This window comes from Devosia sp. Root635, assembly GCF_001427605.1.
Taxonomy (GTDB): Bacteria; Pseudomonadota; Alphaproteobacteria; order Rhizobiales; family Devosiaceae; genus Devosia.
Genome location: NZ_LMGZ01000018.1, coordinates 13026 through 32436, shown reverse-complemented (window position 1 = coordinate 32436; position 19411 = coordinate 13026). Strand labels below are relative to the sequence as shown.

Below are 19411 nucleotides of genomic sequence, written 5' to 3'. Positions count from 1 at the left end.
TAGACCTCATGCCAGTCCTCTGCCTTATCGCCAACCCCGCCGATTCCGACCTCGACCCGGCACTGGCCGCCGCCGTGGTGAAGGCGACAGGTGGCGAACTCAACTGGCTCAACCACGCCATTGCCTGCGAGATCATCGAGCCGAAGTCAACCGACGCGCTGGCCCGGGCGCGCGAGATCATCGGTAATCGCCGGGTCGATGCGGCATTGGTGCCGACGGAAGACCGCCGCAAACAGATCCTCGTCGCCGACATGGACTCCACCATGATCAACGAGGAGTGCATCGACGAACTCGCCGCCGCCCTCGGCATCAAGGACCAGGTGGCCGAGATCACCGATCGCGCCATGCGCGGCGAACTCGATTTCGGCCAGGCGCTCGATACCCGCGTCGCCCTGCTCAAGGGGCTGGAGCGCAAGGTCATCGAGGAAATCCGCCGCGAGCAGATTACGCTGGCCCCCGGCGGACGCGCGCTGATCCAGACCATGAAGGAATATGGCGCCTATACCGCGCTGGTCTCGGGTGGCTTCACCTTTTTCGCCGACTATTTCGGCAAGCGCATCGGCTTCCACGAGGCCATCGCCAACGTGCTCGAATTCGACGGCGACGCGCTGACCGGCACGGTGGCAAAGCCCATCGTCGACAAGAACACCAAGCGCGAGCGCCTGACGGCATTGGCCGCCGAACGCAACCTGCCGCTGAGCCAGACCATCGCGGTAGGGGACGGCGCCAACGACCTCGACATGATCCGCATCGCCGGCTTCGGCGTGGCGTTGCATGCCAAGCCGGCCGTGGCGGCGGAAGCGGGCATCCGCATCGACCATGGCGACCTCACCGCCTTGCTCTATCTGCAGGGCTACAGCGACGAAGAGATCGTCCGCTAATATCTTCACCTCCCCTGGGAGAGGCCGCAACAAAAAAGGCCGGCGCATCGCTGCGCCGGCCTTTGCGTCAGCCGGGAGCGCTTACTGCGCTGCCGGAGCCGCCGGTTCCTCGGCTGGCGCCGGAACCTCGGTGCCCACCGTCGGCGCCAGTTCCGAACCGTCTTCCAGCGTAATGCTGGGGACGGTGGTTTCCTCGATGCCGAGCCCATCGAGCGCCGGCTCGTCGGTCAGCGCCGGCGTGATCGGTGCTGCCGAAGGCTGGATCGGGGGCGCCAGGTTGGTATTGGCCGGCGGGATCGAGCCGCCCGAACCGAAGTAGCGGAAGAACTCGCTGTCGGGCGACAGGACCATGGTCGTGCCGGTGCTGGTCAGCGCTTTGCGATAGGCCTCCATCGAGCGGTAGAATTCGAAGAATTCCGCATCCTGACCATAGGCAGCCGCGAACAGCCGGCTGCGCTCGGCATCACCGGTACCACGGATGATTTCCGAGTCGCGGGTGGCGGCTGCCACGATTTCCACGGCCTGGCGGTCGGCGATGGCGCGTAGGCTCTGTGCCTGTTCCTGGCCGCGAGCCCGCAGCAGGGCCGCTTCGGCAAGGCGTTCGGCCCGCATGCGCTCATAGGTGCGCTCGAACACATCGGCAGCCAGGTCGGTGCGCAGAATACGCACGTCGATGACCTCGATGCCGAGCTGTTCGACGTCCGGACGGATGAGGTCACGGGCTTCCAGCATCATCTGCGGGCGCTGCTCGGAGAGAGCCGCGTTGAATTCGCGCAGGCCGTAGACCTGGCGCAGCACGGCGGCAAAGCGGGTGGCGATACGATCTTCCACCACCGCCAGCTGACCCTGGGCGCGTTCGCGGAACAGGCGCGGATCAGTGATGCGATAGGTCAGGAACGCGTCGACTTCATAGAAGGCGCCGCCCGAAACCTGCACGCGCAAATCCTGGATGTCCTGGCGCAGCAGGCGATCCTCGATGATCTGCACGCTGTCCACGATATCGGTCGGGATCTTGAAATAGATGCCCGGCTCGGTGCGAACATCGGTGATCTGTCCGAACCGGGTAACGATGGCCTGGTCGCGCTCGTTGACCACATAAATCGACGAAAAGAAGACGTAGAGCGCGGCGAGCAGAACGACGCCGATGATGATCAGACGATTGTTCATGGCTTAATTCCCCGTCGTCGTGTTGGTCGTGGCGCCGGGGCGCAATTCGGGCAGCGGCAGGTAGGGAATGACACCCTGTCCGTTGGCGCCGCTCTCGATCAGCACTTTCTCGGAACCGCCCAGCACTTCTTCCATCGTTTCGAGGAACAGGCGCTTGCGGGTCACTTCGGGGGCGTTGACATATTCGGCATAGATGGCGTTGAAGCGCTCGGCCTCACCGGTCGCTTCCTGCACCACGCGGTTGGTGTAGGCGGCGGCGTCTTCGCGCAAAGCTGCCGCACGGCCGCGGGCATCGCCCAGCAGCGTATTGGCGTAGGAGCGGGCTTCTTCCTGCACGCGGTCCTCGTCCTGCTCGGCACGCTGCACTTCGTTGAAGGCATCGGCCACTTCGGCCGGCGGCGCCGCGCCTTCGATGGAAATCTGGCTGACGGCAACGCCGAGGCCATAGGAGTCTAGAATGGTCTGGGTGATGTCCTGGACCTGGGATTCGATCCCCGCCTGGTCGTCACGGAACACGTCATTGGCCGGGCGGCGGCCGACGACTTCGCGCATGGCGCTTTCGGCCGCGTTGCGCACCATGTCCTCGGGATCACGCACGTTGAACAGGTATTCGACCGGATTGGCCACGGCCCAGAACACCGAGAACCGGACATCGACGATGTTCTGGTCGCCCGACAACATCAGCCCGTCATCGCCATTGCTGCGGGAGCCGGCAGCGGCGGGGGAACCGATGGTGGTCTGGTTGACAGTGACGGTGACGCGTTCGACGGTCTCGATGGGCCAGAGATGGAAATGCAGGCCCGGCATGGACAATTCCGGCTTGGGTGCGCCAAAGCGCAGCTCGACGCCGACTTCCTGCGGATCGACCGTATAGATCGAGTTGAGCGCCCAGAATGCCACGATGGCCAGGGCTCCGCCGATCAGCGCCCAGCGGCCGCCCGGAATGCCGCCACGGAACTGGTCGCGGCCCCGGTTGAGAATATCTTCGAGATTGGGCGTATTGCCGCCGCCCGGACGCCGCGGGCCACCGCCGCCGGGCGCCTGACCCCAGGGGCCGCCATTACTATTGCGGCCACCTCCGCCTCCGTTATTCTCCCACGGCATCGCGTCCCTTTCGGATAATTTTCGTTTCGTTACGGACTTATATAGGCAAGGCCTTCATGCGATCAATGCGCGGCGGGCAGACGGCGCTCGTACACTTTGACGCGGTAGCTTGCTTCATCCCTGGGCGAGGGCGTTACTTCGGGCAGGTCGACCACCGCCCATTGCGCCGGCTCTATCGCGGGAAACCGCACATCTCCGGCGGGACTGAGGTCGATATGGGTGATGTAGAGCCGGTCTGCCCGGTCGATGAGCTGCGCATAAAGCTCGCCGCCACCGATGACCATGATTTCGTCAACGCCGTCCGCGAGGGCGATGGAACGCGCCTTGGCGAGCGCGGCGTCGATGTCGTGGAACACCAGCACACCCTCGGGCCGGTAGCCCTGCCGGCGGGTAATGACGATATTGGTCCGCCCCGGCAGCGGCTTGCCGACGGTCTCATATTGCTTGCGGCCCATGACGATGGGCTTGCCCATGGTGGTCTGCTTGAAAAAGGCCATGTCGGATGGCACGCGCCAGGGAATGGCCTGGTCGCTGCCAATGACGCCGTTTTCCGCCACGCCGGCGATCATGGCGATCCGCACGGTCATGTCGCCCCCAATTTCAGCAGCGCCTCGCCATCGACCCGCACCTTGGTCCATTCGTCCTGCATCACGCCGCCCTGCGCCTTGTAAAAGTCGATGCTCGGGGCGTTCCAGTCCAGCACCCACCATTCGAAGCGTCCCAGGCCTTCGGCCACGCAGCGCCGCGCCAGATTGACCAGCAGCGCCTTGCCGATCCCCTTGCCGCGCAGGGACGGATCGACGAACAAATCTTCCAGCCAGATGCCATGCCGCCCCTGGAAGGTGGAATAGGTATAGAACCACAGCGCGAAACCGACCGGCTTGCCGTCCCACTCGGCGATCTCGCAGAACACCTTCGGCTCGGCTCCGAACAGGTCGCGCAGGATATCGGCCTCGCTCGCCTTGACCTCGTGGCTCAGCTTTTCATAGGCCGCCAGGGCCTCGATGAAGCCGATGATGGTTGCGGCATCGGCAGGAGTCGCGGAGCGGATGGTGAGGGAAGTGTTCAACTGTTGCTCAATCTTCTCGTTTTCACGGTGTCATTCCCGCGCAGGCGGGAATCCATTCTTCCTGTAGGCGCCGCGAGAATGAAGAGTGGATTCCCGCCTGCGCGGGAATGACACCGAGTTTTTTAGCTAATTGCTCGCCGGCTGCCGCTCGAGGATCAGGATATTCAGCTCCTCCTGCGGCCAAAAATCCTCCTTGACCATCTCGAACGTGGTCGGGCCGATCTTCTTGACGCCCTCGCCGCAGAACGAGACGAGATTGTCGGCGCTGCCCTTGTCGACCACGAGACGGAACTTGCCGATGGCGCCACCGCTCCAATTGCCGCCGGTGGTCAGGATGTAGGAAATCCAGCTTTCGAAGAAAGGCGCCGACCAGGGCTCGTCCGGATTGGTCAGCGTCTTGCGGACTGCCGCCAGGAAGCCCTCGTCAGTGCAGTACTTGGTCCTGTATTCGGCGGCCGGGTCATAGCCCTCGTAGGGTTCGCTGAGGAAGCTGACCCCCACCGTGCCGCCGACACTCGGCTTGTAGCGATGTTCCACGGTCACCGTTTCCCCGGCGGGAAAAATTCCCTCCCAAGTATAGGTCGCCTTGTAGGTCCAGGCCGGCCAGTAATGTTTTTCCCAGCCCTCGCCCGCATCGAACTCGTCCGGCGCCACCAGGCCCAGATGCAGCAGCCGCTCGATGGTCTGGTTGTCGAGCGCATCGGTCGCCTCGCTGGCCGCGCTGGTGATCGGCACCAGCGGCAGGCCAAGCTGCTTGATCGTCTTGGTGCGGTCCACCCCGAAGGCATAGGCATATTCGTGCAATTCCGTCTCGACATGCTGGCCGTTGAGCGTGGTCTCGAACTGGAAAAGATTGTCGTCAGGCCCCATTGGAAAGGCCACCGGCGACCAGAAATTGGGCACGATATCGGGCATGGGGAAAGCCACGAGGATGTTCTGGTCTTCGGCCCCGGTATTGTTGAACTGGTAGACGACCCGGATTTCATCCTTCGAGATGAACAGCTCCTCGCTCTCCATCACGATATCCTGGTTGGTGATGAATTCGAGCCCGCCCGTCGTCAGCACCGCGGATGTGTCATTGGCCCAGGCAGGCGCGGCAGCCAGCAACAGGCCGGCAGCAATCAGAGATCGCATCCCAATCCTCCCGATCAGACACCTTGAGATACCACGCCGCCCGAGGCGGAACCTAGACCGAAACCTCGGCCTTGATATGGGGATGGGGGTCATAGCCCTCGAAGGCGAAGTCCTCGAACGCGAAATCTTCGATGCGGGTCACCGCCGGATTGACCTTCAGCACCGGCAGCGCCCGCGGCTCGCGTGTCAGTTGCAGCCGGGCCTGCTCGAAATGGTTCGAATAGAGGTGCACGTCGCCAAAGGTATGGACGAAGTCGCCCACGCCGAGCCCCGCTACCTGAGCCACCATATGGGTCAGCAGCGCATAGGAGGCGATATTGAACGGCACGCCGAGGAATGTATCGGCCGAGCGCTGGTAGAGCTGGCAGCTCAGCTTGCCATTGGCGACATAGAACTGGAACAGGCAGTGACAGGGCGGCAGCGCCATTTCGTCCACCTCGGCCGGGTTCCAGGCCGAAACGATGTGCCGGCGCGAATCCGGCCTGGTGCGGATGCTCTCGATCACATTGGCGAGCTGGTCGATCTTGCGCCCATCCGGCGCCGGCCAGCTTCGCCATTGCGAGCCATAGACCGGCCCGAGATCGCCACTCTCGTCGGCCCATTCGTCCCAGATCTTGACGCCGCGCTCCTGCAGCCAGCGCACGTTGGTCTCGCCACGGATGAACCACAGCAACTCGTATATGATGGATTTGAGATGCAGTTTCTTGGTGGTCAGCAGCGGAAAGCCCGCATTGAGGTCGAACCGCATCTGATAGCCGAACAGTGACCGCGTGCCGGTGCCGGTCCGGTCGGCCTTGTCGGTGCCGTGTTCGAGAATGTCGGAAAGGAGTTTGAGATAGGGCTGCATGCCCACAGTCTAGTTCGATTCGCGCGCTGCTGCTCGCACCGGCTCGATCGCTATCCACGGCGTTGGCATGCAGGTAGTAGAATACCGCAGACTCCCCTGACGCACGATGTCAGGATAGCTGCGCTATTCCTGTCGCTGACCCAAAGGAGAACGACCATGCCCGTTGAACACGTCAATCCCGATGGAGTGTATAAAAGCCCGGTTTTCTCGCAGGGCATCATCCTGCCGGCGGGCGCCCGTATCCTGCTGATCGGTGGCCAGAATGGGGTCAACGAAAAGGGTGAGATCGTCGGCAAGGGTGACGTCGCCGCACAGACGAAGCAAGCACTGGACAATCTGCAAAAGGTGCTCGCCGCCGCCGGCGGGCGCCTGGAGGATCTGGTCAAGACGACCATCATCATGCAGCAGGATATCGACCTCGGCGCTGCCTTTGGCGTCTGGATGAGCGTCTGGGGCCAGCGGCCCAATCCGCCGACCGTGACGGGCTTCCGTGTTGCCGGTCTCGCCAATCCCGATTTCCTCATCGAGATCGAGGCACAGGCGGCACTCCCATGAGCCCGGTACTGCGTCCGTTGCGTCAGCGCGAGGACATGCCAGACTTCGTCCGCGAGGCGCTGGAAGAACGCGGATTGCGCGACAAATACGACGCCCGCCCCGCCTACCAGCGCAACGACTACCTGCTCTGGATCAACAAGGTGAAGCGCGATGACACCAAACGGAAGCATTTGGCCCAGATGCTCGATGAGCTGGAGGCCGGCAGCGCATATATGGGCATGAAATGGAACGGTTGATTTGCATCGGAACCCGACCGCGCCTATATAGAACCTGCTCGCAAGAGCTATGGCGATAAACGGTCATCGTAATAAACCTTTCGGACCCGGGGGCAGTACCCGGCGCCTCCACCATCTACCCCCCGCAGGGGCAGCCAATGGGGGCGAAACAGGATCGACGAGGGCGTAAAGGGTGTGCTTTTGCTCGGTGAGGTACCACCGTTATCGGTCCAAAACTTATAGTTGCAAATGACAACCATAAGGCTCCGGTCGCTCTCGCCGCGTAAGCGGTGCTAGCACTGGGAATTTAAGTCCTCCACCCCTAGCCGGGTGACAGGCGGGGTTCGCAGGCACCTGGCAACAGAAGCCTGCACTTCCCATTGTCGGACCGCGCGCCTTTGTTCTTGAATTCTCATGGAACGTGAGGCTGATATGGGCCATCAGGGATTCTATCCCAGAAGACTGGAAGGTAGCCGATGGCCGAAGACCACATGCGATACGACATCCTCGCCCAGGAAGCCCTGCGCGGCGTCGTGCGCAAGGTATTGGCCGAGGTCGCCAAGACCGGCCTGCCCGGCGAGCATCACTTCTTCATTTCCTTCATCACCCGCGCCCCCGGCGTGCGCCTGAGCGAAAAACTGCTCGGCCAGTACGACAAGGAAATGACCATCGTCATCCAGAACCAGTATTGGGACCTCAAGGTCAACGAGACCGGCTTCGAGGTCGGCCTCAGCTTTGACGGCATTCCCGAAACGCTGGTGATCCCGTTCTCGGCGGTCAAGGGCTTCTTCGACCCCTCGGTCCAGTTTGGCCTGCAGTTCGATCCGGCAACGGCGCCGGGCGCCGCCGCCGTCGAGGCCAAGGCCGACGCCGATGTCGAAGCGGCCGCCGAGACCGATGCCACCGATGGCGAAGAACAACCCGGCGAAAAGGTTGTCAGCCTCGACGCCTTCCGCAAGAAACCCTGACAAGCCCCTGATGGACAAGCGCTCCCTGTCCATCGCAGGTCATCGCACCTCCATTGCGCTGGAACCCGAATTCTGGGCGGCGCTGGAGTTCATGGCCGCGGAAAAATCCCAGACCATGGCTGGCCTGATCCGCGACATCGACGAAAACCGCGAGACGGCCAACCTGTCGTCGGCCGCGCGGCTGGCCGTGCTGCGCTGGTATCAGAGCAGGGCCGCAGCGCTTTAGGCATGCCCAACCCTGGAGCCGCCTAGAACAGCGACTGGTTCACGCCCGGGCCGATGGGCTGGTTGACCCTGGGCGGCAGGCCCAGATCCAGCGGCCCTTCGATCGGCTGGGTCGGCAGCGTCGTGATCGATGGACTGGTCTGGGGCGCCTGTTGCTGCTGCAGCCGAAGCGCTTCTTCCTCCGCGGCCTGCCGTGCTGCTTCTTCAGCGGCGAGGCGGGCCGCTTCCTCGGCGGCGCGGCGGCGTTGTTCGGCGATCAGCCGATTGCGCTCCTCGGCGGCCGCCCGTTGGCGTTCGGCATCCTCCGCGCGCAGGATTTCAAGCCGGTCCACTTCCATTTCATTGGCGCGCACCATCACGGCCGCGACCATCTCGCCCAGGTCCAGCGTCACCTCAGGCGCCAGCAGCGTGCCAGCCAACCGGGTGATGACGCGCGACGTATCGGGGCCGACAAGACCGCTGCTATCGGCGAAATCCCGCGGCGTCATCACGAAGCCGCCACCAAGACCCAGGTTCGGCAGCGTCAGGTGGATGTCGCCAGCCAGGCTGGCACCCATGCCATCGACAATGAAATTGGCCAGCCGCACCACGCCCCCGGCTACGGAAAATGCACCGGTCGCCGTGGGCGCGGTGAACGGCCCTTGCCCCAGCGCCAATCCCATGATGGCGCCCATCGCGTCGGGGTCCATGTCGAGCACGTCCTCAAGCCCGGCCACGGTGGGGTAAATCTGGGGCGACATACCGTCGATCGTCAGCCCGGTCAGGGTGAAATTGCCCTCGCCCGCCATGACGCTCATCGCTTCGGCCAGGCTGGCGCCGGTGGCCTCGAACCGCAACCCGCCATCGATCAAGCCGTCCAGCATAGCGGCGATGGCGGGGGGCGCGACCATCCCGATCGGCACCGCCGTCAGGCTCAGGCGCCCGCTCACCGTCTTGTCGGTCAGCGGGCCGGCACAGCAGACCGCGACATCGAGCCCCAGCGTGCCGAGATCGGCTACCGCCTCGAAACGGGCCAGCCGTGTCCGCGTCTCGTCCCAGCTCAATTCGAAACTGGTCTTGCCCAGCCGTTCGACACCGCCGGCCGCCAGCGCATTGGCGGTCACCGCAACGGTGCCGCGCGTCTGCCGGACCTCGCCGCCGAGCGAAATCGGCCCCTCGGGCCAGGTCTGGCTGCCGCCGACCAGTGCCGCCGGGCCGAACAGCGTCACCGCCAACCCCTCGGCCGACACCAGGTCCACCGCGATATCGCCGGAAACGGCGGCCGTACTGCCGGTACGCGACAGCGACAGCTCGCCGGCAAAGCCGGTTTCCCCGGACGTTCCGCTGATTTCGGTCAGCCGCGCCAGCCGTTCGCCCTCGAAATGGATTTGCGCGCTGCCCGTGGCCATCGGCAGGGTCAGGCCGCGCGCACCGACGATGCGCCCCAGTCCGCCGGCATCGGCCAGTGCAACGTCCAGCCGACCCGTCCCCTGGATTTCGCCATTGTCCAGCGACAGCAGGTTGCCGGAATAGCTGATGCTTTCATCGCCCAGGCTTGCCGTAACGGCGCTGTCGAGGCTGTTACTCGGCGAGCCCTGCAGGCTGAGGCTCACCAGCATGGAGCCCTCGCCGGCGAATAGCGGAATGTCGCCGAGCCCGACCTGCTGTGTCAGACCGGCAATGTCGGTGGATTCGAGCCCCATCGTGACCCGCAACGGCGCCGTGGCCAGTGCCCCGATGCCATCGCTGAAGTCGGCGCGTAGATTGAGCTTGCCCACGCCCAGCGCGCCCGCCACCGTCACCGTCTGCCCGCCATCGACCGGCTTGCCGAGGTCGATCAGCAGATCGGCCGGCGCCGACAGGGCCAGGGCGTCGCGCCAGCTTTGCGGCACATCGAGCAGGCCGTAGAATCGCGCCAGCGCCGGGGCGTCGCCGGCATCGACCCTCACCATGCCCGAGCCGAAAACATTGGGCGCCGCTATAGTACCTCCGGCCGTCAAGGTCGCGTCGAAGCCGACGCCACCCCAGTCGTCGGCGGAAAGCCGCGAAAAGCTCACCTCGCCATTGCCCCATTGCCCCTCGGCCACCAGGCCCGTGCCATCGAGCCCGAGCACGCGGCCACCCTTGCCAGTCAGCGAGAAACTGCCATAGGGGAAACTGATGCCAAAGGCCGGTTCGGCCGCGATATCGGGCAGCAGCGCCGCGACCACGGCGCTCCCCCTGGCGCCCAGCTCGTCGAAATGCGCCACCAGGTCAAGCCGCTTTTCCTCGCCGAAACCGAGGCGGATTTCGACGCCATGCGGGCGCTCGTCGAGGGTCAGTACGCCATTGACCAGACCGAAGGCATCGCCTGCCAGCATGACGCGCCCGCTAAGCGAGCCGGGTTCGTTGAACAGCGGATTATCCTCATCCGGCTTGCGCCACAGCGCCGCCAGGCCATCCAGACGGGCGCTTGCCAGCGAAACGTCGCCACTGAAAGCCGGGCGGCCGTTTTCGCTGGCCAATTGCCCGTTGATCCGCAACTCGGTATCGCCGGGCAGTTGGGCGATGAATTGCTCGATCTGCCATGCCGAACCATCGGTCCGTGCATCCATGCGGACATTGCGCAGCGCGAAGCCGCGCAGGCCCACTTCGGCCAGGTCGATCCCCACCCGCCCCGCCATGGACGGAATGATCGGCGCCGGCAGTTCCGACAGCAGCCGCACCGCCTCATAGGGCAAGGTCGTCGCGTCCTCCTTGGCGTCGCGCGGCGACAGCGAGAACACCCCGCCCGAAATCACCGCATCGAAACTTCTGACATCGCCGAGCTGGATGCTGGCGGCGCCGGTGAGGCGCGTGCCGGCCCGGTTTTCGTCCGGCCGCAAGGTATAGCCCGACAGCACGATGCGGTCGGTCGAGCCGGTGATTTTGCTCTCCAGCACCAGGTCGCCGCGAATGTCGGTCGCGACATCGGTGGCGGGGGGTGTCTGGCGATAGACCATGTCGCCCTCGAATTTCGGCGCCATGCCGGGCTGCAGCAGCCCCTCCAGCGACAGCGAGAACGCATTCGACAGTGGCTGCAGGAACAGCGACGCGCGCGTCTTGCCGGCCTCGTCGACCAGGCCCGAATTGAAGCGCAGGCCATAGGGCTCGTTGCGATAGCTGCCATTGCCCTGGAACGAGAACGGGCCGCTGAAGCTGGCCAGGCGCAGCTCGCCGCTGACCGCGCTGGCAACGAAATTTTCGCCCGACCGCCGGTCCATCAGCCGCACGGTGGCATCGATGACCGTCGTCTGCCCCAGGCCGACCCCGCCGGTTCCCGAGGCCAGCGCCACCCCGCTGCCGAAAAGGCCGCTTTCATCGATGGTGAAATCGACCACCGGCTGGCGCAGCACCAGGCGCGTGACATTGTAGTTGTCGCGCAGGAAATCCATCAGCGAGAACTCGGCTTCGACGCTGTCCACCGTCGCCGCCGGCTCCTCGGGCGACCCCACCAGCACGTCGGAGAACCGCAGGCGCGGCTGCGGCAGCAGGGTGAAGTCGATCTCGCCCCGCACGGTGACCGGCGTGCCGAGCACATTGGTCGCCAGCTCTTCCATCCGCCCGCGATAATCGCTCCAGCGAATGAAATGCGGCGCGATGAAAGCGCCGGCCAGCACGATGATCGCCAGCAAGCCGACGACGATGTAGATGCGGTTCAGCACTGCGCGTGGTCACCCGGTTTCCCGCCGCAGAGTGTAGGCATGCGCACCGCTGGCGCAACCCCGCCATTGCCTTGAATCGACGTATGGATTCATCGCGCGCAAAACGAAGCGGCCGGACCTCCCGGTCCGGCCGCTCATATTTGGCCTTGCAACGCTTCAGAGCGCGCCGATGGACCAGAAGAAGGTCTCGCCCGAGCTGTCGTCGACGCCGTCATTGTCGGTGATCACAAAGCCGTTGCCATCAGCGTCGACGGCGAAGCTTTCGACCTTGTCGACCACATAGCCGTTATTGGCGGCGAGATCGGGCACCAGATCCCGCACCAGTTCCTTGCTGACGGTCGGCAGTTCGCCGCCCAGTTCGGCCGGAACCAGCTCGCTGACCGGCACGCGGTAGATCGCCTTGAGCGTGGCCTTGCCGGCGATCTGGTTGTCGCGCTCGATGATATAGGCATAGTCACCGTGGACAGTGATTTCCGAGAGGCCGACCCAGCCGCCTTCCGGGGCCTTTTCGAGCGGGTAGCGCACCGCGCCCCACTCTTCGGAGTCGGTGTTGTAGGAGACGAGCTTCACGAAGCCCTTCTCGTCGTCCTTCCATTCGCGCTGGATGGCGATCCACAGCGTATCGCCGATCTTGGCCACGCCTTCCGAACCCGAGCGGGTTTCGCCGGCCAGCAGGGCCGCCGGATAGGCGATCTCGTCTTCGATCTCGCCATCGGCATTGACATGGTAGAGCGCATGCGGCGTCAGCTTGGCGGTATCGCCTTCCGAAGCCAGCCAGAAGCCGCCTTCCCCGTCCAGCGTGATGCCTTCGAGGTCGAGCTTCTGCGCCGGAACGCCATTGCGGGTCACGATCGTCTTCTTGACGATGCGGGCCGGCTTGGCCGTGGCGTCGATGGTGTAGATCGCGGCTTCCGTAAAGGCGCTGTCGCTGACGGCATAGAGCATGCCCGGCTTTTCGGCATCGCCCACGGCGCCCGACAGCGCGGCCCAGCCGATCGGCTTGCCGGCGGCGTCGAGGTCCGACATGATCTGTGGGTAGGCCGGCTCGCTGTCACTGAGCTCGAAAATCATCACATGCGAACCGGCCAGCCCGTCGGGGCTGAGGTCGGTCTCGTTGGCGGTGACATAGAGATTGCGCGACGGAATGGCCAGCGCACCTTCCGGACCGATACCCGAGGGCACCGACTGCCAGTATTCCGGCACATCGCCAGTGTCCTTGTAGATGGCAACGAGCGAGGAGCGCTCCTGGTTGACGAAGATAAACTTCGTCTCGCCGAACGTGCCGACTTCCATGCCTTCGGGCTCGACGCCCTTGGCGTCCGAACGGCCCTCCGGGTAATGGCCGAGCTGGGCGGCGATATACTCCATCGACGGGCCGCTCTCATAAAGCTCGGTGCCGTCCTTGTGGAAGATGGTAAAGCCGCGCGAGCCGCCTTCATAGTCGCCTTCGTTGGCGATCACGATGCGGTTCTCGTCCAGCCACTGTATAGCGTCGGGCTCGCGCTTGCGGCCCTCCTGGCTCTCGGTGAAGCTCAGAATGCCGTCCTCGGTGGCGTCGATCCCTTCAAGATCGACCGTACCAGCGCTGAAATTACTGATGATTTCGCCCGTCTCGCCGTTGAGAATGACGATGTGGTTGTTTTCCTGCAGCGTCACGGCCAGTTCGTTGAGGCTGTTGAAATCGGTATATTCCGGCTCGGCATCCTCGGCGGCAAAGTCGGCCACGCCGGCCAGTTCGGTGACGCGCATCGTGCCGCAGTCGACACTGCCATCGGCCACATCGAAAAAGGTGATGTTGCCGCTGGGCAGCTGCGGGATCACGCCGTCATTGAAGTCTTCATTGCGCTGGTTTTCCATCGAGATGGCGACCAGCGAGGCGTCGGCATTCTTGGCAATCGCGTCGGGCTGGCCGCCCAGGTCGCAGGTGGTCTCGATGGTCTTGCTTGCAATATCGATGATCGACAGGTAGCCGGTGGGTGCGGTGAAGTCTTCCGTCGTGTCCGAGGTCACCAGCGCCTTGCCGCCAATCACGGCGACCGAAGTCGGGCCGCCATCGAGCGCCACGAAGCCGGCCGGTTTGGGCGCTGTCGGGTCGGTGATATCGACAAAGCCGATGCCGCCCAGCAAGGCATTGGAATAGACCAGCGTCATGCCGTCTTCGGTGGCGGTGATGATTTCGGCCGAATTCTCGACGCCGGCTTCGGCATCGGGATTGTTCAGCGCCACCGGGAAGCTGGCAATGCGGTTGAAATATTCGGCGGCATGGGCCGAAGCAGTGGTCGCGAGCAGCGCGACAGTCAGCCCGGTGAGCAATTTTGACGTATGCATGAAGGAGCCCCCTGTAAGGATACGGGGCTCCGATTAGTGCCGCTGCAAGACCGCTGGATGACGGGGGCATGACGGATCGGTGACAGGCCGGCGTTCTATACACAGGACGCCCCGCAGCCTATATTGCCAAACGAGAACAAAATAAGATTCGTCAATCCCCGCGCTGCGTCTGCCGGCCCCGGCACGCGGCGATGGAAAGGCCCCCAATGCCCGGTGAAGCCCACCCACTCGCTCGCCCCGCCGCGGGTTCGATTACCAGCCAGTTCAGCCGGAACCAGGCGCCCGACTACCTCAATGGTCTCAACGAGGAACAGCGCGCGGCCGTGCTGACCGTGGATGGCCCGCTGCTGGTGCTGGCCGGCGCCGGTACGGGCAAGACGCGCGTGCTGACCACTCGTATCGCCCATATCCTCACAACCAAGCGCGCCTGGCCGTCGGAAATCCTGTCGGTGACCTTCACCAACAAGGCGGCCCGCGAGATGAAGGAGCGCATTGGCCACCTGGTCGGATCAGGCGTCGAGGGCATGCCGTGGCTTGGCACGTTCCACTCCATCGGCGCCCGCATCCTGCGCCGCCATGCCGAACTGGTGGGGCTGAAGTCGGACTTCACCATTCTCGATACCGACGACCAGATCCGCCTCATCAAGCAGCTTCTCGACGCCGAAAATATCGACGAAAAGCGCTGGCCGGCGCGCCAGTTCGCGGGGATGATGGACACCTGGAAGAACCGGGGACTCTTGCCCAAGGATATTTCGCCGGCCGACAGTGGCAGTTACGCCAATGGCCGGGGTGCCAAGCTCTATGCCGACTATCAGGCCCGGCTCAAAGTGCTCAACGCCGCCGATTTCGGCGACCTGCTGCTGGAAAATATCCGGCTGTTTCGCGAATATCCGGACGTGCTGGCGCACTACCACGAGCGCTTCAAATACATGCTTGTCGATGAATACCAGGACAGCAATACCGCCCAGTATCTCTGGCTGCGGCTTCTCGCGCAGGGAAAACCCGCAAGCGAAGCCAATATCTGCGTCGTGGGCGATGACGACCAATCCATCTATGGCTGGCGCGGCGCCGAGGTCGACAATATCCTGCGCTTCGAGAAGGATTTTCCCGGCGCCAAGGTCATCAAGCTGGAGCGCAACTACCGCTCCACCTCCAATATCCTCAAGGCCGCCTCGACCCTGATCGCCTTCAATGAAGGCCGCTTGGGCAAGACCCTGCAGACCGATGTGGGCGAACAGGGCGAGCCGCTTTCGGTCACCTCGCTATGGGACAGCGAGGAGGAGGCCCGTACGGTTGGCGAGGAAATCGAGAACTATCAGCGCGCCGGCGAAGCCCTCAATTCCATGGCCATCCTCGTCCGCGCCTCCCACCAGATGCGCTCGTTTGAAGAGCGCTTCATCACGCTGGGGCTGAACTACCGCGTCATCGGTGGCCCGCGCTTCTACGAGCGCAAGGAAATCCGCGACGCCATCGCCTATCTGCGCGTGGTCTCCAACCCGTCCGACGGCCTGAGCTTCGAGCGCATCGTCAACGTGCCCAAGCGAGGGTTGGGCGATTCCACCGTGCAGATCATCTACAACGCCTCTCGCGTCGCCGAAGTGTCGCTGCTCGCCGCCACGCGTATGCTGCTGGAAACCGAAGAGCTCAAGCCCAAGCAGCGCAGCACTTTGCGCGAGCTGGTCGGCCAGTTCGATAACTGGTCAGCCCGTCTCAACGCCATGCCGCATTGGGAGCTGGCCGAGCAAATTCTCGACGAAAGCGGCTACACCGCCATGTGGCAGGCCGACAAATCGCCCGACTCCCCCGGCCGTCTCGAAAACCTCAAGGAACTCGTGCGCTCGATGGAAGAGTTCGAGACGCTGGGCGGGTTCCTGGAACATATTTCGCTGGTGATGGATCGCGACACGGCCGAGGCCGAGGACGCCGTGTCCATCATGACCCTGCATTCGGCCAAGGGGCTGGAATTCGACACCGTCTTCCTGCCCGGCTGGGAGGAAGGCCTGTTCCCCAGCCAGCGCACCATGGACGAGAGCGGTCGCGCCGGCCTCGAAGAAGAGCGTCGCCTCGCCTATGTCGGCATCACCCGCGCCCGCAGGCGCGCGCGCCTGTCGGTGGCGCAGAACCGCCGTATCAACGGCCTCTGGCAATCGGCCATTCCAAGCCGCTTCCTCGACGAACTACCGGCCGACGCCGTCGAGGTCAAGGATACCGGCTCGTCCTATGGCGGCTACGGCTATGGCGGCGGGGCCACCAGCCGCTTCAACAAGGCCGACCCGTTCGAAAGCGTCTACGAAACCCCCGGCTGGCAGCGCGCCCGCGCCCAGCAGGGCAACCGCAAGAGTGCCGGCCCCCTGACCATCGAAGGCGACCTCGTCGCCCGCTCGGTCGATCTCGGCAATGACCGCTCCGCCTTCGGGGTGGGCGAGCGGGTGTTTCACCTCAAATTCGGCTATGGCGCCATTATCGATATCGAGGGTAACAAGCTCAGCATCGAGTTCGAGAAGGCCGGTCGCAAGAAGGTTCTGGAGAGCTTTGTGAAGAAGGCTTGAAGGCCCAAATGCCTCAGTCGTCTCCCTCCCCCTCGCGGGGAGGGATCAAGGGTGGGGGATGTTTAGCCCGGATATCCGGGCTCCCAACACCCCCTCCCAACCTCCCCCGTCGAGGGGGAGGAGTCGCGCTGGTGGAGTGGAACCGGAAGAGGTGATCCACCCATCAAGAAAACCGCTTCCCGATCTCCGCCACATAAGCCTTGGCCAGCCGCTCGAACGTCTCCGCGTCCAGCGCGATCTCCTGGCCCACTGCGATGCCCGCCACGGCCTTTTCCGCCTTGTACTTGATCGTCTTGTTCTCCTTCAGCACGCCATCATGCTCCATGATGGAATCGCTCAGCATCCGCACTTCATTGAGCGGGTTGCCGTCCTTGCCTTCGGCGCCGCGCATGCGGTGCATGAAGTGGTGGTCCAGCGCCAGCAGCATGGCATTGAAATAGCCCGGCGCGAAGGCGGCCAGCGCGGCTTCGGCCTTGGCATTGCCCTTCACGGCGGCGGCCAGCGCGGCGTAGGCGGCGAGTTGCTCTTCCACCTTGGCGGCGGTCAGTTGCACATAGACTTCGTTGTAGCTGGTGACGGCGAGCACGGCTGGGCATCCTTTGTCTGCGGCCGGATCATCCGGCTCTCGATCCATGTCGCCCAGCCTGCCCTTGCTTCGACACTTTGGCCAAAGATTTTTTCGCCGCTCTTCCGCATCCGTGCTGGCAAGCCTATTTCTTGGCGTAGCACATCAGGAGAAGCCGCATGATCATCTCGACCACGCCCACGCTCGAAGGCCGCCCCGTTCGCGACTATCTCGGCATTGTCACCGGCGAGGTGATCGTAGGCGCCAATATCTTCAAGGACCTGTTTGCCGGCATCCGCGACATTGTCGGCGGCCGGGCCGGCGCCTATGAGGGCGCACTGCGCGACGCAAGGCGTCAGGCCTATGAAGAGTTGAGCATGGAGGCCGAACGCATGGGCGCCGATGCCGTGGTGGGTGTCGATCTTGACTATGAGGTGGTCGGCCAGGGCGGCTCCATGCTGATGGTTTCGATCTCTGGGACGGCAGTGAAGCTATAGCGCCCGCACTGGTCCCACCGCCATCGTCATCACCCGGCTTGTCCGGGTGATCCATGGTTCAGCGCGAGTGGAAAGGTAGATTGCCCGGACAAGCCGGGCAATGACGCCGTGATACGATATGACGCCCCCGCCGACCCGCTCACAGCCCTATCCCGCCAAGCGGCTCGGTCTCGAAGCGTTCGCCGAAGCCGGTGATGAGCGGCATGGCCTTGGCTATGGTCGCCTTTACCTCGGGAATGGCGAGGGAGGCGGCGTGATTTTCCTTGTTGTCCCAGACCTCGGTGATCCAGATGCCGTTATCGCTGGCGGGATCGCGGGCGATCACATAGCTCAGGCACCCCGCCATCGCCACGCTGCCCTCCAGCATGGTGGCGATGAGTTCGTCGCGCTTGCCCGGCGCCGCCAGCATTTTCCCGATCAATCCATACATAACCCGTCCTCCGCCGAATCTACACCACCCCGCCAATACGGGGATAAGTCAGATTGACCTTGCTCCGCACATGGCGCAACTAGGCGCGGAACAAAGGATTTTTCGCCATGTCCGTCGATCAGCTTTCTTCCGTCCCGCTCACCAAGGAACAGGCCTATGCGCTGGTCGATGCCGTGATGGAGCGGGACGACCTGGCGCTGACCGCCTCGGCGCATGAGAACGAAGAGACCGGCGAATGGGTGTTCGAAGCCACCTGCGACAGCCCGCCCGATATTGAATCGTTTGTTGAACTGGCGCGGCAAACCCTTGGCGGCGCTGTGGAATTTTCCGTCGCGCCGATCGACCCCGAAATCAACTGGGTCGCCAGGTCGCTCGAGGGCCTGGCCCCGGTGATTGCCGGGGGCTTCTATGTCTATGGCAGCCACGAAACCGGACCGATTCCCGGCGGGCTGACGCCGATGAAAATCGACGCGGCGCAAGCCTTCGGCACCGGTCACCACGAAACGACGACCGGGTGCCTTGAAGCCATCGACAAGGTGCTCAAGCGCAAGCGGCCGCGCACCATGATCGATGTGGGCACCGGCACCGGCGTCCTCGCCATCGCTTTGGCCAAGCGCACGCGGACGACGGTGATCGCCAGCGACATCGACCCGGTTTCGGTGACCACCACGATCGACAATGCCGCCCAGAACGGGGTGGGCAAGCACATTATCGCGCTTGAAGCGACCGGCGTAAACCACCCTACCATCACGCAGAATTCGCCTTATGACCTGATCGTCGCCAATATCCTGGCGGGTCCGCTGATGGCCCTGGCGCCTTCAATCGGCCGCATCGCCGGCAAGGGCGCGACGGTGATCCTGTCGGGAATTCTGGAGCATCAGGCGCGCGGCGTCATCAATGCCTATGCCCGTCAGGGCATGGTGCTGAACCAGAAACTGCAGCGCAAGGACTGGACCACGCTGATCCTCGAAATGCGGTAACGCGAGGGTCGAATTGGTTAGCACACTGTTAGCATTGACGAGACGGAAGTGTGAATCGGCCACCTACCACCGCGCGTCACCCTCGGGCCTGACCCGAGGGGTCTGTACTTGCGACGCCATCGGCAGTGCAGAGCCCTCGGGTCGAGCCCGAGGGTGACGATCCGGGGCGGGGCTTACCCGTCGCCAGCCCCCTCCAGAAAAGCAAAATCCCCGAAGCGGGCTCCGGGGATTACTT

General features: G+C 63.8%; 18 protein-coding genes and 1 other RNA gene. 9 read left to right on the top strand and 10 right to left on the bottom strand.

From position 1 onward, the window contains the following. Positions 1 to 8: 8 nt before the first annotated feature. The gene (serB, locus tag ASD80_RS09415; protein ID WP_056231924.1) at positions 9 to 881 is read left to right on the top strand and encodes a phosphoserine phosphatase SerB; all 873 of its coding nucleotides are present in this window, start codon (positions 9 to 11) and stop codon (positions 879 to 881) included. 81 nt (positions 882 to 962) lie between these two features. Here serB and hflC read toward each other — a convergent pair whose 3' ends face one another. The 6 genes from hflC to ASD80_RS09385 form a co-directional block, all read right to left on the bottom strand. After that, positions 963 to 2048 (bottom strand): protease modulator HflC, encoded by a 1086-nt coding sequence (gene hflC, locus ASD80_RS09410; RefSeq protein ID WP_056231921.1) that lies wholly within the window; start codon positions 2046 to 2048, stop codon positions 963 to 965. Positions 2049 to 2051: 3 nt separating this feature from the next. Beyond that, the gene (gene hflK / locus ASD80_RS09405; RefSeq protein WP_056231918.1) at positions 2052 to 3152 is read right to left on the bottom strand and encodes an FtsH protease activity modulator HflK; all 1101 of its coding nucleotides are present in this window, start codon (positions 3150 to 3152) and stop codon (positions 2052 to 2054) included. A gap of 62 nt (positions 3153 to 3214) precedes the next feature. Next, positions 3215 to 3739 carry a dihydrofolate reductase gene (locus ASD80_RS09400; protein ID WP_056231915.1) on the bottom strand — a complete coding sequence of 175 codons (525 nt, stop codon included), beginning with the start codon at positions 3737 to 3739 and terminating at the stop codon, positions 3215 to 3217. Further along, positions 3736 to 4221, bottom strand: coding sequence for a GNAT family N-acetyltransferase (locus tag ASD80_RS09395; RefSeq protein WP_056231912.1), 486 nt, complete (start codon positions 4219 to 4221; stop codon positions 3736 to 3738). The genes ASD80_RS09400 and ASD80_RS09395 overlap by 4 nt, the downstream gene beginning before the upstream one ends. 126 nt (positions 4222 to 4347) lie before the next feature. Next, positions 4348 to 5355 carry a DUF4424 domain-containing protein gene (locus ASD80_RS09390; protein WP_056231910.1) on the bottom strand — a complete coding sequence of 336 codons (1008 nt, stop codon included), beginning with the start codon at positions 5353 to 5355 and terminating at the stop codon, positions 4348 to 4350. 52 nt (positions 5356 to 5407) lie between these two features. After that, complete coding sequence (locus ASD80_RS09385; RefSeq protein ID WP_056231908.1) at positions 5408 to 6202, bottom strand: thymidylate synthase; 795 nt, start codon at positions 6200 to 6202, stop codon at positions 5408 to 5410. Between the two features lie 156 nt (positions 6203 to 6358). On the opposite strand from ASD80_RS09385, the gene ASD80_RS09380 reads away from it, so the two are divergent. The 5 genes from ASD80_RS09380 (at position 6359) to ASD80_RS09365 (ending at position 8166) form a co-directional block, all read left to right on the top strand. After that, positions 6359 to 6757 carry a RidA family protein gene (locus ASD80_RS09380; RefSeq protein WP_056231905.1) on the top strand — a complete coding sequence of 133 codons (399 nt, stop codon included), beginning with the start codon at positions 6359 to 6361 and terminating at the stop codon, positions 6755 to 6757. Continuing rightward, complete coding sequence (locus ASD80_RS09375) at positions 6754 to 6993, top strand: YdeI/OmpD-associated family protein (protein WP_056231903.1); 240 nt, start codon at positions 6754 to 6756, stop codon at positions 6991 to 6993. Before ASD80_RS09380 ends, ASD80_RS09375 begins: the two co-directional genes overlap by 4 nt. Continuing rightward, positions 6991 to 7347: a transfer-messenger RNA gene (gene ssrA / locus ASD80_RS18485) on the top strand. Before ASD80_RS09375 ends, ssrA begins: the two co-directional genes overlap by 3 nt. A 101-nt stretch (positions 7348 to 7448) precedes the next feature. Continuing rightward, complete coding sequence (locus ASD80_RS09370) at positions 7449 to 7940, top strand: SspB family protein (RefSeq protein WP_056231900.1); 492 nt, start codon at positions 7449 to 7451, stop codon at positions 7938 to 7940. 10 nt (positions 7941 to 7950) lie between these two features. Beyond that, on the top strand, positions 7951 to 8166 hold the full coding sequence (locus ASD80_RS09365; RefSeq protein ID WP_056231897.1) for a ribbon-helix-helix domain-containing protein: 216 nt from the start codon (positions 7951 to 7953) through the stop codon (positions 8164 to 8166). Between the two features lie 22 nt (positions 8167 to 8188). On the opposite strand, the gene ASD80_RS09360 is transcribed toward ASD80_RS09365, so the two are convergent. Together ASD80_RS09360 and ASD80_RS09355 are read right to left on the bottom strand one after the other, a co-directional pair. Beyond that, on the bottom strand, positions 8189 to 11827 hold the full coding sequence (locus ASD80_RS09360; RefSeq protein WP_056231895.1) for an AsmA family protein: 3639 nt from the start codon (positions 11825 to 11827) through the stop codon (positions 8189 to 8191). Between the two features lie 156 nt (positions 11828 to 11983). Then, positions 11984 to 14155 carry an esterase-like activity of phytase family protein gene (locus tag ASD80_RS09355; RefSeq protein ID WP_056231893.1) on the bottom strand — a complete coding sequence of 724 codons (2172 nt, stop codon included), beginning with the start codon at positions 14153 to 14155 and terminating at the stop codon, positions 11984 to 11986. A gap of 206 nt (positions 14156 to 14361) precedes the next feature. On the opposite strand from ASD80_RS09355, the gene ASD80_RS09350 reads away from it, so the two are divergent. Next, positions 14362 to 16704, top strand: coding sequence for an ATP-dependent helicase (locus tag ASD80_RS09350; protein ID WP_056231891.1), 2343 nt, complete (start codon positions 14362 to 14364; stop codon positions 16702 to 16704). Between the two features lie 163 nt (positions 16705 to 16867). Here ASD80_RS09350 and ASD80_RS09345 read toward each other — a convergent pair whose 3' ends face one another. Then, positions 16868 to 17290 carry a hypothetical protein gene (locus ASD80_RS09345; protein WP_056231889.1) on the bottom strand — a complete coding sequence of 141 codons (423 nt, stop codon included), beginning with the start codon at positions 17288 to 17290 and terminating at the stop codon, positions 16868 to 16870. 158 nt (positions 17291 to 17448) lie between these two features. Here ASD80_RS09345 and ASD80_RS09340 point away from each other — a divergent pair, with 158 nt between their 5' ends. Beyond that, positions 17449 to 17766, top strand: coding sequence for a heavy metal-binding domain-containing protein (locus ASD80_RS09340; protein ID WP_056231887.1), 318 nt, complete (start codon positions 17449 to 17451; stop codon positions 17764 to 17766). 139 nt (positions 17767 to 17905) lie between these two features. Here ASD80_RS09340 and ASD80_RS09335 read toward each other — a convergent pair whose 3' ends face one another. Further along, entirely contained in the window at positions 17906 to 18196 is a 291-nt protein-coding gene (locus tag ASD80_RS09335) for a putative quinol monooxygenase (RefSeq protein WP_056231885.1), read from the bottom strand. A gap of 107 nt (positions 18197 to 18303) precedes the next feature. Between ASD80_RS09335 and ASD80_RS09330 the strand changes: the two genes are divergently transcribed. Continuing rightward, positions 18304 to 19176, top strand: coding sequence for a 50S ribosomal protein L11 methyltransferase (locus ASD80_RS09330; RefSeq protein WP_056231882.1), 873 nt, complete (start codon positions 18304 to 18306; stop codon positions 19174 to 19176). Positions 19177 to 19411: the final 235 nt, after the last annotated feature.